Annotated in this window: 11 protein-coding genes; 10 read left to right on the top strand and 1 reads right to left on the bottom strand. The window is 63.1% G+C overall.

Annotation, left to right across the window (positions count from 1 at the left end; all coding sequences use genetic code 11):
- Positions 1-240: 240 nt before the first annotated feature.
- From VIM12_RS12900 to VIM12_RS12875, 6 genes are all read left to right on the top strand, one after another.
- Positions 241-1617: a sensor histidine kinase gene (locus tag VIM12_RS12900; RefSeq protein ID WP_331942056.1), complete on the top strand. Its 1377-nt coding sequence runs from the start codon at positions 241-243 to the stop codon at positions 1615-1617.
- The gene (locus VIM12_RS12895; RefSeq protein ID WP_331942055.1) at positions 1614-2096 is read left to right on the top strand and encodes a response regulator; all 483 of its coding nucleotides are present in this window, start codon (positions 1614-1616) and stop codon (positions 2094-2096) included. Before VIM12_RS12900 ends, VIM12_RS12895 begins: the two co-directional genes overlap by 4 nt.
- Positions 2097-2104: 8 nt before the next feature.
- The gene (locus VIM12_RS12890) at positions 2105-3604 is read left to right on the top strand and encodes a sensor histidine kinase (RefSeq protein ID WP_331942054.1); all 1500 of its coding nucleotides are present in this window, start codon (positions 2105-2107) and stop codon (positions 3602-3604) included.
- A gap of 13 nt (positions 3605-3617) precedes the next feature.
- A complete protein-coding gene (locus VIM12_RS12885; protein WP_331942053.1) occupies positions 3618-5951 on the top strand; it encodes a response regulator in 2334 nt (777 codons plus the stop codon).
- A 349-nt stretch (positions 5952-6300) separates the two neighbouring features.
- The gene (locus tag VIM12_RS12880; RefSeq protein ID WP_331942052.1) at positions 6301-6546 is read left to right on the top strand and encodes a hypothetical protein; all 246 of its coding nucleotides are present in this window, start codon (positions 6301-6303) and stop codon (positions 6544-6546) included.
- A 379-nt stretch (positions 6547-6925) separates the two neighbouring features.
- Positions 6926-8644, top strand: a complete 1719-nt coding sequence (locus VIM12_RS12875; RefSeq protein ID WP_331942051.1) for a tannase/feruloyl esterase family alpha/beta hydrolase — start codon at positions 6926-6928, stop codon at positions 8642-8644.
- Positions 8645-8756: 112 nt separating this feature from the next.
- Here the strand turns inward: VIM12_RS12875 and VIM12_RS12870 are convergent, their stop codons facing one another.
- Positions 8757-10703, bottom strand: coding sequence for a helix-turn-helix domain-containing protein (locus tag VIM12_RS12870; RefSeq protein ID WP_331942050.1), 1947 nt, complete (start codon positions 10701-10703; stop codon positions 8757-8759).
- A gap of 272 nt (positions 10704-10975) precedes the next feature.
- Here VIM12_RS12870 and VIM12_RS12865 point away from each other — a divergent pair, with 272 nt between their 5' ends.
- The 4 genes from VIM12_RS12865 to VIM12_RS12850 form a co-directional block, all read left to right on the top strand.
- Positions 10976-11866 carry an SDR family NAD(P)-dependent oxidoreductase gene (locus VIM12_RS12865; protein WP_331942049.1) on the top strand — a complete coding sequence of 297 codons (891 nt, stop codon included), beginning with the start codon at positions 10976-10978 and terminating at the stop codon, positions 11864-11866.
- 499 nt (positions 11867-12365) lie between these two features.
- Positions 12366-14018, top strand: coding sequence for a 3-(methylthio)propionyl-CoA ligase (locus VIM12_RS12860; protein WP_331942048.1), 1653 nt, complete (start codon positions 12366-12368; stop codon positions 14016-14018).
- A gap of 126 nt (positions 14019-14144) precedes the next feature.
- Positions 14145-15338: a branched-chain amino acid ABC transporter substrate-binding protein gene (locus VIM12_RS12855; RefSeq protein WP_331942512.1), complete on the top strand. Its 1194-nt coding sequence runs from the start codon at positions 14145-14147 to the stop codon at positions 15336-15338.
- Between the two features lie 130 nt (positions 15339-15468).
- On the top strand, positions 15469-15624 hold a 156-nt coding region (locus tag VIM12_RS12850; protein WP_414691796.1), incomplete at its 3' end, for an ABC transporter permease subunit.

Here is a 15624-nt window from a genome sequence, read left to right as displayed (position 1 = left end):
CATCTATAAATCTCGCGAACGAAAGGTATTTGTCAGGAGAGGAGTGCGGGCCTGCTCTCTTTCGACGGTTGCTCAGGATCGAGACCGGAAAGTCAGAATAGAGCGGTACTGCTTTTGCTTGTCGAGCAGGGCCGGCGTCGCTAGGGGATAATAGTCGCTTCCCAGGCCGTCCGAAGCTTGTATTCCTCCATGCAACGACAGTTTTCCCGGTCCTCAATCTGGTTGTGGATAGCCACTGCCTTGAGTATCGGCGTGCTGGCTGTTACCTCAATATTTGTCACAAAGAGTATTCAGCGCGAGGCCGACTCATGGCAATGGGTGGTTCATACGCGTGAGGTGCTGGAGCGGCTGCAGATGGTATTGACGTCGATCAACTCGGCGGAGGCTGCCCAGCGCGGTTTTCTGGTTTCTGGTGCCGAGGAGCATTTCGCGGCATATCGGCAAGAAGCTGAGGCGGTGCCGGAGGAAGTGGACAGGTTGCATGCCCTGACTGCCGACAATCCCGGCCAGCAGAAGCGTATTCAGGAGTTGAGGCTACTGATAGCGCAACGCGTGTCTCTTCTTGAGAATGTTCTGCAACTCAAGCTGCAGGGAGTTGAGATTGACCCGGCTCTGCTGGAATCGGGAAGGCAGCAGAAAGCGGCAATAGTGGGAAGAGCCGGTGCGATCAGGGCCGAGGAGCAGCGCCTCCTGCAGGAGCGACAATCGCGGGTTGAACGCGCCCGGCAGGAACTGGTGATCGCCGTGGGCGCTGTCTTTGCACTCTCGTTTGGCTTGCTCATCCTTCTGCGTACCCTTGCCGAGCGGGATGCCGCACGCCTGCGCTTGGAGAGTGAGCAACTCAGGACGGCGCGGCTACAACTACTGGAAGCCAACCAGATGCTGGAGCAGCGTGTCCAGGAGCGCACTGAGCAGATCACCGAGGCCAATGCCGAGTTGCAGGGATTTGCCCATACGGTCGCCCACGACTTGCGGGCGCCTTTGCGCAACGTGGAGGGCTTTGCTGCCGCACTGCTGGAAGACGAGTCGGAGCGTCTTTCGGAGGAGGGCAAGTTGTTCACCAGCCGGATCCAGGCTGCCGTTGCGCGTATGGATCGCCTCATTACGGATCTTCTGGCGTACAGCCACCTGTCTCGCAGCGAGTTGCAACTTCGGCAGGTGGATGTCGGGCGTGTCATGCAGACTGTGCAGCGCGACCTGGAGGCGCAAATCAACGAGACCGGGGCCCGGATAACCATCGAGGAGCCCATGCCACGGGTTTGGGCGAATGAAGGCATGCTGGTGCAGGTCTTAGCCAATTTGCTATCGAATGCGCTAAAATTTGTTGCTCCTGGAAAACACCCTCAGGTTCACATCTCTACCGTCGCAGTCAGCGGGAAGGCTCGGATTCTCATTGCAGATAACGGGATCGGCATCGATCCAGTGCACCGGGAACGGATCTTCAGGGTGTTCGAGCGCTTGCACGGTCAAGAACAGTATCCCGGAACAGGAATCGGATTGGCAATTGTGAAGAAGGCCATCGAGCGGATGGGCGGGACGGTTGAAGTCGACAACGTGCTTGAAGGCGGCACCAGGTTTGCAATCGAACTGCCGGTTGCGCCGAGGAGCAATGGATGAGCAGTATGGATGCCGCGTTGCAAAGGGTTGGATTGCCGTCAATTCTGCTCGTGGAAGACAATCCCGACGATGTGCTGCTCACGCGCCGCGCCGTCAGGAAGGCCGGGCTGCAGGCATCGCTGGCGGTAGCCTGCGACGGCGACGAGGCTGTCGCGTATCTTGACGGGAGTGGAGCATACGAGGACCGGCAGGCATTTCCTTTGCCATCCCTGATCCTGCTCGACCTGAAGCTTCCCAGACGTTCCGGCCTGGAAGTGCTCCACTGGATACGCGCCCGCCCCGCGTTTGCCACAACGCCGGTGGTGGTGTTGACGTCATCGGCGCAAGACGAAGACATCCGGCAAGCGTACCAGCGCGGCGCCAATTCGTACTTGCAAAAACCGATTGCGCTCAATGAACTCGTCAGGATGCTGACCGTGCTTGGCCTGTACTGGCTTGACATTAATCTGACCGCGCCGCGGGTGGCTGGCGGTGTTTGAAAATCCCGATGACGCTGACTATTCTTTTGTTGGATGACAACCCCGACGACCGTGCACTGGCGCGCCGCGAGCTTGAACGGCACTTTTCCGGCTGCCAGATAGAAGAAGTGGGAGACCGGGCTGGATTCGAACAGCAGATGCAGGCAGGGATCGCTTTCAACCTGATCATTACGGACTATCAGATGCGGTGGAGCACCGGGCTGGATGTGCTCAAGCGAGTCAAGGCATATGACCCGGAGCGACCGGTCATCATGTTCACTGCCACTGGTACCCAGGAGATTGCGGTCGAAGCGATGAAGCTGGGGCTTGACGACTATGTGATCAAGAGCCCCCGGCATTACGCGCGTCTGCCGGTGGCAGTACGCACCTGCCTGGACCGCGCGGAAATACGCTCGCGTGCCATTCGTTCGGAAACCCGGCTTTCGACCCTGCTGGAGAACATCCAACTTGGCGTGTTTCGCATGTCTCTCGAAGGCCAGGTTGAAGAAGCGAACGCGGCGTTGCGCAACATGCTGGCGGAAGACTCGGGCACTACGGATATCAACTCCCATCCGTTGATGGCAAGGATCCGGGAGAAGCTGACGGCACTGCAGAAGACTTTGGACGCGGCGGAAGTCCAAGCGCAATTTGACGACAAAAGGACGGGAAGCCGCTTCTATGTGGTCAAGCTGGTCAGGGTCAAGGTCAATGGCCACGACGCCGTCGATGGCATCGTCGAAGATGCAACCTCCTTGCGGCGCGCCGGTGCCGAGATTCATCGCCTCAATGCCGAGCTAGAGCATCGGATCCTCGAGCGTACCCGACAGCTTCAGGAAGCCAACGAGGCGCTGGAAGCATTTGGATTCTCGGTCTCCCACGACCTGCGCGAGCCCCTGCGCACCATCCAGGGCTACGCCCATGCGCTGCGCCAAGACTTCGGCACCGTGCAGGCAGCAACGCTCGCGGCTTACGTTGATCGCATCGACGCCATTGCGCGACGGGTGGACCTGATGGTATCGGATCTGCTGGAGTTCGCGCGACTGTCCCGGGCGGATATCCCAGTCGAATATGTTTCCGTGCGAGACGCGGTGCAAGAGGCCGAGGCGAACCTGCAATCCGAGTCGGCCTACAGGCAGGCGACCATCCATATCAGCGCAGATGCGAACGTCGCCGTGAAGGCGCACCGGTCTACACTGGTCCAGGCACTGACGAACCTGCTGTCGAATGCATGCAAGTTCGTGCAGCCCGGCCGTCGCGCATCAGTTTCGATCAAGGCGGAAGCGGTAGCCGATGGCAGCGGTTCCGCAATCAGGATTATGGTGCAGGACAACGGCATCGGGATCGAGGAGCAGGCATTCGCCCGCATCTTCAATGTCTTCGAGCGGCTGCACGGCGAGGAAGAGTTTCCGGGGACAGGGATCGGGCTTGCGATAGTCAAGAAGGGCATCGAGCGGATGGGCGGGCGCGTCGGCGTGGATTCGACGCCGGGCGTGGGATCCACCTTCTGGATCGAACTTGGACGCGCTTGAGGTGAACAGAAACATGACAAACCTCACTGTCTTGCTGGTAGACGACAACCCGGACGACCGAGCGCTGGTCGAGCGCGAGCTGAAACAGCATATCGAAGGCGTGCAGGTCGAACATGTTGGGGACCCGCAGGCGCTTGCGGCGGCGAGCGAGCGCAACAGGTTCGATGTCGTCATTACGGATTACCATCTGCGCTGGAGTAGTGGCACGGAAGTTCTGCGGGAGATGAAGCGGCTTTTTCCCGACAAGCCGGTCATCATGTTTACCGGCAGCGGCAACGAGGAAGTCGCCGTCAGTGCCATGAAAGAAGGACTGGACGACTACATTACCAAGACAGCCAAGCACTATCCGCGCATTCCTTACGCGGTGCGAGCGTGCGTAGACCGAAGCCGGCAGCGTGAACAATTGTCCCAGGCGCTGGAGCGGGAGACTTTGGCAAAGGTACGGCTGGAGATCGCACTGGCCTCGGCACGCATGGGCACGTGGCAGGTGGACCTTCAAAGCAATGAGGTCTTCTACTCATCCGCCATAGGCCCGATGTTCGGCCGGCCAGAGGGATTTGCTCATGCCAGTTTTGACGATTGGCTGAACGACGTACATCCGGACGATCGGCCCGGGGTGACCGCGTCGTGGGAAGCAGCCCTGGACGGCGAGCGCGACTACGCTGCCCGATTCCGGGCCCGCGGCGAGGACGGTCATTGGCGTTGGATTGCGTCGAGCGGGAGAGTGATCCGAAGCACCCGCGATGACCCGAAGATGGTCATCGGCACTGCGCGGGACGTGAGCGATGAGGTTGCCGTCCGGGAGGAGTTGTTGCGCCAGCAGGAAGAGCTGCAGACCATCCTGAACGTGCTGCCGGTGGGTGTAGCCATCAGTCGCGATCCCCGGGCCAACAGCATCATGTTCACGCCTTACATCGCCGACCTGCTTGGAATAAAGCCGAATCTGGATATATCGGCTGGTGCGACGGACACCTCCGCGCAGCCTTTCCAGTCGTTTCGCAACGGGTTGGAAGTCCCGCTGGAGCAGCTGCCGATGCAGCATACGGCGCGAACAGGTCTGGATGTTCGTGGAGAAGAGATCGAGGCGCGGCTTCGGGACGGGCGGACGATCAACCTGCTCGTCAATACATCCCCCTTGAGAGACAAGGCAGGCCAGGTGCGTGGAGCGGTGGGCGCCTTCATGGACGTTACGTCGCTCAAGCAGACCCAAAGGGAACTGGAAACCGCCAACCGGCAGAAGACAGAATTCTTGTCGGTGCTGTCGCACGAATTGCGCAATCCGGTGGCGGCCATTGGCTACGCCATTGAACTGCTGCGGCATGTCGGCTCGCCGGAAGTTATCGACAAGGCCCGCGCCGTCATTGACCGTCAGACGGCACACATGGGCAAGCTGCTGGACGATTTGCTCGATTTGAGCCGCATCACCCGCAACAAGATTGAGCTCGAATTGAAACCGCTGGATATGCGTCGCGTGATCGAGCTCGGTTATGAAAGCGCCAAGCCGCTGATAGAACCGTTCGGACACGAGGTCGCCATGAACCTGCCCCAGTCGCCGATTTACGTGCAGGGCGATGAAGTGCGGTTGACCCAGGTCATCGCCAACATTCTCGGGAACGCTGCCAAGTTCACGCCCCCCGGCGGACGCATCGCCATTTGGGCGGAAGCAGCCGGTGGCAAGGCCACCATCGAGATTACAGACAATGGCATCGGCATTGAGCCTGACAAGCTGGACCAGGTGTTCGAGATGTTCTACCAGGGCCAGTCAAAGGCCGGCGGGGGTACGATTGGTCTTGGAATTGGCCTGGCAGTCGTGCGTACGCTCGTTGGCTTGCACGGTGGGTCGGTCAAGGCTGATAGTGAGGGTTCTGGACGCGGAGCTCGGTTCAGGATCACATTGCCGCTGCAATCGCATGCTGAATCACATCCCTCTCCGCAGGAGCCGGCATCCAGATCCGCACGTCATGGAAGGATTCTTGTAGCGGACGACAACGTGGATGCCGCTGACCTGCTCAGCGACGTACTTCGCATGGAAGGGTACACCGTCTGCACTGCCTATGACGGGCGATCCGCCATGCAGTTGGCGAAGGAGGCGCCTCCCCACGTAGCCATACTGGATATCGGGATGCCGTTCGCGACAGGGAACGAGGTCGCGAGGTGGATCCGCGAACAAGCTTGGGGAAAAGGCATGACGCTAGTGGCCGTGACCGGCTGGGGGCAGGCCGAGGACCGGAACGCAACAGCAAAGTCCGGATTCGACGTCCACCTGGTCAAGCCGGTCCATGCGAGCCAAATCGTTCGCCTGATCTCTGAAGCGCTGCTGGGAAACATCGGTGGATCAGCGGCATGACATGGCGCGCGAATCGCATGTGGCACTCGTTGCGGTTGCGGACCAGGTGATGTATTGCTTAGACGGCCAGGATGGACAGGTTCTGCTTGCCAAGGCTTTGGAGCCGGCGCCAGCCTAAGCTCCACCTTCAGTTACGCGATTCTGGTGTCTCCCGGAACCGGCCGCACGGCTGCATCGCGTCGAGAGCCGACTTTGGTACATCCCTGTCGTTAATGATGAGGGAAACAGGCCAGGCGAGGGGCAGTGCGGCCCGTCGCTATCGATCGTAAAGGTATATCCTGCGTACCCGCGACGCCATCCATTCCAGACAGACGGCGTGGTCGCAGGCAGCCACAATTCAAGGAATCCTATGAGCGTATTTTCCAAGCCCGTGTTCGAAGGCACCGTCGAAGTGGACGGCAACGAGCTGTTCAAGGGACAAGGCGCCGCGAGGCAATGGGCGCAGCAGGTCGGCAGCGAGCTGGGGGTCACGGTCCAGCCATGCAGGATAGGCAGCGGCTGGGCACTGTGCGCCACCCTGGACGGCGTGGAAGTCGTATGGGGCATCTTCGGCCAGCGCCTCAAGCGGATTTCGCCTTCCGCCGGTCAGGACTGAGCCGCGCGTTTCCTTCAACTGTCTGCCGCCGGCGGTCCTGCCGCGGCGCACCGTCACCGAGGTCACCGGCGCCGGCGCCGTCCGCACACCGTTTCATGATCCCTTCGCGCCGCCGACGCGGCCACTATCCCCAATATATCTCGGCAGAGAAAGATATCTGTCGCACCCCGTCGCTTCGTCGTGCCCTGGATGGCCGCCGACGACACAAGCGCATCATCTTTATGTCTCCCGTGCACATTGAGGCATTCCGCAGCGTGCATAGAATCATTTGACGTCCTGTTGCGCCGGCAGCCCTGCCGTCGGCGTCCGCGTTCTTCATGCGCGGTGCGCGGGACGAACAAGGCGCTCGCCCGGGCGCCAACTTGATAACGGAGACAACATGAAAGATCTGAAGGCTGCAATACCGGTTTCATGCCCCGCCCTGGTCGTGATGATGCTGACGGCATGCGGGGGTGGCGGGGGTGGCAGCGCGACATCGGCCCCGCCGGCAACGCTGCTGCCGACGGCCTGTGCACAGCTCGAGGGCGCGACCATTCCTGCCGCATCGATCGGCATGCCCACCTCGGGCGGCGTGGTGACCAGCGCCGCGGTGGTCGCAGCCAGCGGCAGCGGCGCGAACACGATCCCCGAACACTGTCTTGTCAGCGGCAGCATTGCGCCGGACGACAAGACCGCGCCGGAAATCCGCTTCAGGGTAGCCATGCCGACCGAGTGGAACCGAAAGGTCGTCATGTTCGGCGGTGGCGGATTCGACGGCAGCATTCCGAGCGTCACCGCCAACGTGCCGGCGGGGCCCGCCGACCAGTTGCGGCCTGTCGCCCGCGGCTACGCGACCTTTGCCAGCGATTCCGGACACCAGGCCAACGAGTATGGCTCGCAGGACGGATCGTTTGCACTGAACGAAGAAGCGGCCCGCAATTTCGGCGGCGATGCGTTGAAGAAGACCCGCGATGCGGCGATCCACCTGATCAAGGCCCGGTATGGCGTGGACAGGATCGAGAAATCCTACTTTGCCGGCGGGTCGACCGGCGGCCGCGAGGCGCTCGCGGCAATCACGCGCTGGCCCGCCGACTGGGACGGCGCGATCGCGTGGTATCCGGCATGGAACGATACGGGCGCCCTGCTTGCCGGCCAGCGCGTGACCCGGCTGCTGGCACAGCCCGGTGCCTATCCCAGCCCGGCAAAGCGCGCGCTGGTCTATAACGCCGCCGTTGCCGCATGCGACGGTCTCGATGGCGCAACGGACGGCCTGATCAGCAATCAACGGCTCTGCAATGCGACGTTCGACCCATCCACCGCCGTCCACAACGGCGATCCGGTGCGTTGCGCCGGCGGTACCGATGCAGGCGATACCTGTCTTTCGGACACCCAGATCGCCGCCCTCAAATCGCTCGACCAGGATACCCGCTTCAACTTCTCGCTTGCCAGCGGCGAGACACGCTATCCAGGGGTGAACGTCTGGGGCGCGGACCTCGGCATCACGTCCAACCCGTCACCGCTGCAGCCTACGGTCACCTTCCTCGCGCTCGGTACCTCACAGCCGGCCATGCCCATGCCGCGCACTGCGCCCTATGTCAGCGTCCTGGTGGATCAATGGATCAAATATTCGGTGACGCGCGACCCGCTCTTCAACTCGCTCACGCTGGACCCGGAAAACCCGGGACCGTGGGGCGGGCGCATCAGCGAGCTGAGCACCCTGCTGGACACCCGCGTGAATCTGGATGCGTTTGCAGCCAGGGGAGGAAAGCTGCTGCTGGCGCACGGACTGTCCGACATCCTGGTGAGCAGCCGCGCGACCGAGGACTATTACCAGCGGCTGCAGAGCCGGATGGGGCCGTCGGAAGTCGGCAAGTTCGCCCGGTACTACGAAGTGCCCGGTTATGGACATGCCGCCAGCACGACCTTCAACGCGGCGTGGGACTCGCTCGCCGCACTGGAGAACTGGGTGGAGAAGGGCGCCGCTCCGGCGAGCCAGGTGGTGACCGACACAGCCGGCGTACCCGGCCGTACCCGGCCGCTGTGCGACTATCCGAAGTGGCCGAAATATAACGGCAGCGGAGACGTGAACCGGGCTGCGTCCTTCACCTGCGCCAACTGAACGGCCAGAAGACGGCGATCGAACCCGGCCTCGTGCCCGGGTTCGACCTTGCAATCCGACGTCCTTCTCGGAGCAGGCCGGCCGATGTGCGGCGCACGACGCCGCCAGCGGGTCAGGTGTCGAACCCGGTCAGACTGCGCAGGCGCAGCGCGACATGGATTTCCAGCACGCGGCTCGAGCTGCTCCACTGGCCGAGCAGCTCATCGACATTGGCCAGCCGCTGCCGCACGGTGTTGACGTGTATGCCCAGGTTGCTTGCGGTCGACTTGGCGTTCTGGTTGCTGTCCAGGTAGTTGAGCAAGGTCTCCGCTATCTGCGTGCCGCGCTTCTGGTCGTATGCGACGAGCGGTCCGATGCTCGCGTTGATGAAGGCTTTCAGGCTTTCCCGGTCGTGGGACTCGAACAGCACCGAATACAGGGCCATCTGATTCTGTTCGATGATCCGTCCCTTTGCGCCGATCCTGCGCAGGACCGACAGTCCCCGGCGCAAGGCGCCGTACACGCCCGGCACCGCCCCGTGCCATTGCATCGGCTTGGACAGGATGCCGCGGTACGGGCCGCCGAGCTCGCGTTCCGCCATCGCCGAAAACACCTGCACGACCTCCTCTGTCCGGGCGGTCGCGCAGACGATCACGACCGCGCCGTCCACCTCGTCCAGAAGGACACCCTGCGGCATACGCGCGCGCAAGCGGCGGGCGACAAAGTCGGGCTTGGGTTGCTCCGTCTCGATGAGGATGAGTGACAGCGACTGGGCAAGGTCCAGGCCAAGGTGCCTGGCCTGCTCCGGCATCGAGGCCCGCGCCTCCGAGTGGGCCGAGATGAGCGAGCGCAGGAACCCGGCGACCTCGCTGTGCCTGCTTGCCTCCATCCGTTCCTGCGAGAGCAGCATGATCCCGATCACGCTGGCGCTTCGCTCGAAGGTACGGACCGGGATGTCGGCAAGATCCTCGGGCCGGAACAGCAGGACCGCACCGAGCAGGTCGCTGCCGCCGATGACCGCGACGACCCGGCAGACTTCGGTGTCCTCGCGCCAGGCGATCACCGACCGGCCTCCCTGCCGGCTGGCCCGGATGGCCTGCGTGATGGCGGCGCTCCGGTCGCTGTGCGGGGCATAGTTTTCCGCGGCCTTGCTGGCATAGCCCGGCGCACTGGCGCGGTCGATGACCTGGAAGGCTTCGTCCAGGACCAGGACGGCGCCCTGCAGCAACTGGGCGACGGTTTGCACTAGCGTGGCCAGCGACGCGCCGCGCGCGAGCAGGGAGGTGAGCTGTTCGTGCGCTTCGGCGGAGTCCTGCACACCGCGCGCGTAGCGCTCCAGCGCCTCCCGCGCACGGTCTGCCTCCTGCAGCGCCGTGCGGGCCTGCTCGAACGCCTTCGCATTGTTGACCGCGACCGCCGCGTGGCTTGCCATTGCGCTCAGGATGGAGATGCTCGACGCGCTGTAGGTGCGGTCGTAGCGGTCGGCGACGAACAGCAAGCCCACCACGCTGTCATTGAGCAGCAGCGGAACACCCGCCATCCCTGCCACGCCCTCGTTGCGGAAAATGTCGTCGAGTTCGGCGTCGTGCGGAAAGCGCTGGTCGAGCAGGTAGTTCGGCGTGTGAAACGGCGCCTGCGTCGCCAGCACCACCCCGGCGATGCCGTACTGGTGGCTGACCGTCATCCTCGTCGTGCCCGAGGAGGTCGCGCCGGCCGTCGCCAGGACGCGAAACTGCGCCGTCTCTTCGTTGTACACGGTAAGCCACGCGAGATGCGATCCGAGCAGGTTCCTTGCCCGGTCCACGATGGCATTGAGCAGGCTGGTCAGATCCAGCTGGCTGGACAGGTCCTTGGCCGAGTCGACCAGCGCCAGCAGCCCGCGCTCGCTGGACTCGTGCTGCTCCAGCCGCCGCTTGACCGCCATCGCCATCTCCACCGTGGCGGCGGCCGCGGCTTTTTCATCGGTTCCGCCAGGAGACGCCTCCAGCCTGGCAAGGCGGGCGCTGAATTCCTCTAGAGTGGCATTCCGGTGCAGGAGTCCGACCAGATCGAGGGCAAGTTCTTCAATGCGATGGCTCATGAACGTCCTGCTGCGTGTGGAATGGGATGACCGGCAGCCCACCGTGCAAGTGCAGGCATGGCATCAAAAGGCGGCTGTGCCTGCCGCACGCCGGCCGACCGAGGCGCGTGTGTCACATTGACACACGTGGAGACGGCAAAAGTGTGCTGTTCAACATGGATTATAGCCTTGCAATCCGTGACACTGCCAGCAGAGCAAGGGATGGTATCCAGCGGGGCACGCCGTCCTCGCCGGGGGCGCCCGCACACGCATACCCACAAGGAGAAAGAGCAATGAACAAGCAACTGGACGGCCGCGTCGCCATCGTTACCGGCGCCGGCAGCGGCCTCGGTCGCGCGCACGCGCTTGCCCTCGCCAGGCACGGGGCCAGGGTGGTGGTCAACGATATCAACGGAAGCGGCCCGGGCACGCCCGGCAGGGAAGTCGCGGACCGCATCCTTCGCGAGGGCGGCGTCGCCATGGCCGTGGGCGGCGACGTCAGGGACTTTGCGCAGATGGAGGACATGGTGGCGCGCGCAGCCGGTGAATGGGGCCGCGTCGACATCCTGGTCAACAACGCCGGCATCCTGCGCGACAAGAGCTTTTCCAAGATGACGCTCGACGACTTCCGTCTGGTGCTGGATGTGCATGTGATGGGCGCCGTCAACTGCACCAAGGCGGTCTGGGAGCGGATGCGCGGGCAGCAGTACGGCCGCATCATCATGACCTCGTCCTCCTCCGGCCTCTACGGGAATTTCGGCCAGGCCAACTACAGCGCCGCGAAGATGGCAGTGGTCGGCCTGATGCAGACCCTGGCGCTGGAGGGAGCCAAGTACAACATCCGGGTGAATGCGCTCGCGCCAAGCGCCGCGACGGCAATGACGGAAGGCGTCCTCTCCCCGGAGGAACTGGAGGGACTCAGCCCGGAGGCGGTCAGTCCGGCCGTGGTCGCACTCGCGGCCGAGGATGCGCCGACGCGCATGATCTTGCTGGCGGGGGCGGGGAGCTTCGAGGCCGCGCACATCACCATGACAAAGGGCATCTTCGTCGGCAGGACGGATGACCCGGTGAGGGATCTCCAGGCACGGCTAGGCGAAATCAGGGACCGCCGCGACGAGATGGTGCCGGGCTCCGGTTGGGAGCAATACCGCCTGGAGCTCGCCAAGGCCGGCTTCTCGCGCTGAGCGCCTTAACCGCGGTCGGTGGGGCGGGGCACCGATGCGCCGCTCTTCCTGGGCGGCGCGCGACGCGAATGACCGCGACTCTCATCGGCTTCACCGCACCGTATCAAGCTCACCTCACTCCGCCTCGCCTCACCTCGCAGATCGGCGTACGTTGCCATCGCTCGCCGCGCGCCTCTTTGAACATCGTCCGTCCCGTAACCGCCGTGGGGTGCACGGAGCGGTGGCGAGCAGCGCCACCGTCGGCACGCCGGCCGTGTATGGCACGACGTGCCATGCGCATCCCGGCGGGATCATGGTCGCGCGGCTCGCGACACGAAGTGGATTAAACACACAAGATCACTAAATCGATGTGGAAATGAACATAGCAATTCCACATGCAATCCCCGACACTCCTCCTGCACGCCGTCGCGTCGGACACGATAGCGGAAGCCGCCGCGCATGAGCAGGAAGCGGCCGTGCAGGAAGAACCAACGCTCGCCATACGAAATCCCGGGAACCGATGTCACATTACCCAAAGAGCCCCTTGATGGGCCAGATGATGCAGCAGCCCTTGCTGATCTCCAGCCTCATCCAGCATGCGGACCGCCACTTCGGCGGCAACGAGATCGTCTCGCGGCGGGTCGAAGGCGACATCCACCGGTACACCTACCGCGAATGCCACCAGCGCGCGCGCCAACTGGCGTCCGCACTGCAGGCCCTCGGCGTCGGGATGGGCGACCGGGTGGGCACGCTGGCCTGGAATGGCTACCGCCACCTGGAGCTGTACTACGCCATTTCCGGCTCGGGGGCGGTGAACCACACGATCAACCCGAGACTGCATCCCGACCAGGTCGCCTACATCATCAATCATGCCGAGGACGGCTGTCTCTTCTTCGACCTGACGTTCCTTCACCTGGTGGAATCGGTCGCCGCGCGCTGCCCGACGATCAAGCGCTATGTCGCGATGACGGACCGGGCTCACATGCCCGCCGGGGCGCGGATTCCCGGCCTGCTGTGCTACGAGGAGCTGATCGCGCAGAACGCGGATGACTTTAGGTGGCCCGTGTTCGACGAGAATGCCGCCGCGACGCTCTGCTATACCTCGGGCACCACCGGCAATCCCAAGGGTGTCCTCTACTCGCACCGATCCACAGTTCTGCACACCTACGCATCCTGCATGCCCGATGCGCTGAACATCTCCGGCCGCGAGGTCGTGCTGCCGGCCGTGCCGATGTTCCATGTGAACGCCTGGGGCATCCCGTATTCGGCACCGCTCACCGGCGCCAAGCTGGTGTTCCCCGGGCCGGCGCTGGACGGCAAGTCGCTCCATGCCTTGTTCGAGCAGGAGAAAGTGACCTTCTCGGCAGGGGTGCCGACGGTATGGCATGGCCTGCTCGAGTACGTCGAACAGAACCAGCTGGCGTTCACGAGCTTCCGTCGGGCGCTGGTCGGCGGTTCGGCCTGCCCGCCGGAGATGATGAAGGTGTTCCGGACGCGCTACGGGGTGGAGCTCGTGCATTCCTGGGGAATGACGGAGATGTCGCCGCTCGGCACCGTCTGCCACCTCCAGCACCATCACCTGCACTTGCCCCGCGAAGCGCAGGAAGCGATCCTGCGGCGACAGGGCCACGTCATCTACGGGGTCGATGTCCGGATTGTCGACGACGGCGGAAGTGAATTGCCGTGGGATGGAAAGACCTGCGGCAACCTGCAGGTCAGGGGGCACTGGGTGGCCAGCGGCTATTTCCGGACTGCGGACAAGGCGGCGCTGGATGACGGCTGGTTCGTCACCGGCGACGTCGCGACCATCGACGTCGAGGGATACATACAGATCACCGACCGCAGCAAGGATGTCATCAAGTCGGGCGGCGAATGGATCGGCTCCATCGACCTCGAGAACATCGCCATGGCGCATCCCGCCGTGAAGCAGGCGGCGTGCATCGGCGTGTTCCATCCGAAGTGGGACGAACGTCCGCTGCTCGTCGTCGTGCGCAAGCCGGACGGCAGCGTGACCAGGGACGAGCTGCTCGCGCATTACAACGGCAAGATCGCGAAGTGGTGGACACCCGATGACGTCGTCTTCGTCGATGCATTGCCGGTCGGCGCCACCGGCAAGATCCTGAAGAACGAGATTCGCGACCAGCTCAGACACTACACGCTGCCTGGCGCCTGAGATGGCAGTCACCAGCGCAGTCACCAGCGCAGCACTTACCGCAGCAACCACGATAACTACCTCAGGAGATACCAGATGAAACTCTCGCTTCGCTCTTCGGCCTTGGCCGCCTCCGCCGTTCTTCTCATGGCCGGCCCAGTCGCGGCGTTCGCCGACACCGTCCGGATGGCATTCATCGACCCGCTGTCCGGGCCGTTCGCGCCGATCGGGCAGAACACGCTCAAGAGCTGGCAGTTCGCAGCCGAGATCGCCAACAAGGACAAATGGGCGGGCGACCACACGATCGAGGTCGTCGGGTTCGACAACAAGGGCAGCCCGCAGGAGTCGCTGGTCGTGCTGAAGACCATCATCGACCAGGGCTTCCGCTACATCATCCAGGGCAACGGATCCGGCGCGGCGCTTGCGCTGGTCGATGCCGTCAACAAGCACAACGAGCGCAATCCGGGCAAGGAGATCGTCTTCTTCAACTATGCGGCAATCGATCCCAACCTGACCAACAGCAAGTGCAGCTTCTGGCATTTCATGCTGGATGCGAACTCCGACATGAAGATGGAAGCGATGACTTCCGTCATGGAGAAGGACAAGGGCATCAAGAAGGTGTACATCATCGGCCAGAACTACGCGCTCGGCCACCAGGTGACCAAGGCCGCCAAGGAATACCTGAAGCGCAAGCGACCGGACGTTGAGATCGTGGGCGACGACCTGCACCCGATCGGGCAGGTGAAGGATTTCTCGCCCTATGTCGCAAAGATCAAGGCATCCGGCGCCGACAGCGTCATCACCGGCAACTGGGGCACCGACCTGGCGCTGCTGATCAAGGCAGCCAAGGATGCCGGGCTCGAAGCGAATTTCTACACCTACTACGGCGCGACCACCGGTGTGCCGACCGCGATGGGCGCGGCCGGCGAAGGCCGGGTCAAGACAGTGAGCTACTGGAACGTCAACGGGCCCGGCGCCACCGGCCAGAACATCGTCGAGGCGTTCAAGAAGAAGTACAACGACGACTACTACATGTCGGCGACCTATACCGGTGTCGCGATGCTCTCCAAGGCGATCAAGGAGACCAGGAGCATCGATCCGATCAAGGTCGCGCTGGCGATGGAAGGCATGAAGGTGACCAGCCTTAACGGCGAGGTGGAGATGCGCAAGACCGACCACCAGCTGCAGCAGCCGCTGTATGTGGCCACCTGGACGAAGGTCAACGGCAAGGACGTGAAGTTCGACCAGGAGAACACCGGGTTCGGCTGGAAAACCGACCAGAAGGTGGAGCGGCATGTGGCAACGCAGCCGACCTCCTGCCAGATGAAGCGTCCGGGATAAGCGCTCGTCCTCATGCGCGCGTGCGGGGTTTTGCGCCGCACCCGTTCCCATCGAAACATTCTCTGCGCGCCTGCCGGCGGCGGTCACCTGCGGGTGCCTGCGAGCCGCCTCTGCGCGCCCCGGGGCCAACATGGAATTCGCTGCTATCACCTTGCTGAACGGCCTGAGCTACGGGCTCCTGCTGTTCATGCTGTCGTCAGGACTGACGCTGATCCTGAGCATGATGGGCGTGCTCAATTTTGCGCATGCCAGCTTCTACATGCTCGGCGCCTACTTCGCTTACGCG

It is taken from the genome of Noviherbaspirillum sp. (assembly GCF_036563305.1).
In the GTDB taxonomy this organism is placed as follows: Bacteria; Pseudomonadota; Gammaproteobacteria; order Burkholderiales; family Burkholderiaceae_D; genus Noviherbaspirillum.
The sequence above is the reverse complement of the archived record's forward strand: the minus strand, read 5'-3'. Positions and strand labels throughout refer to the sequence as shown.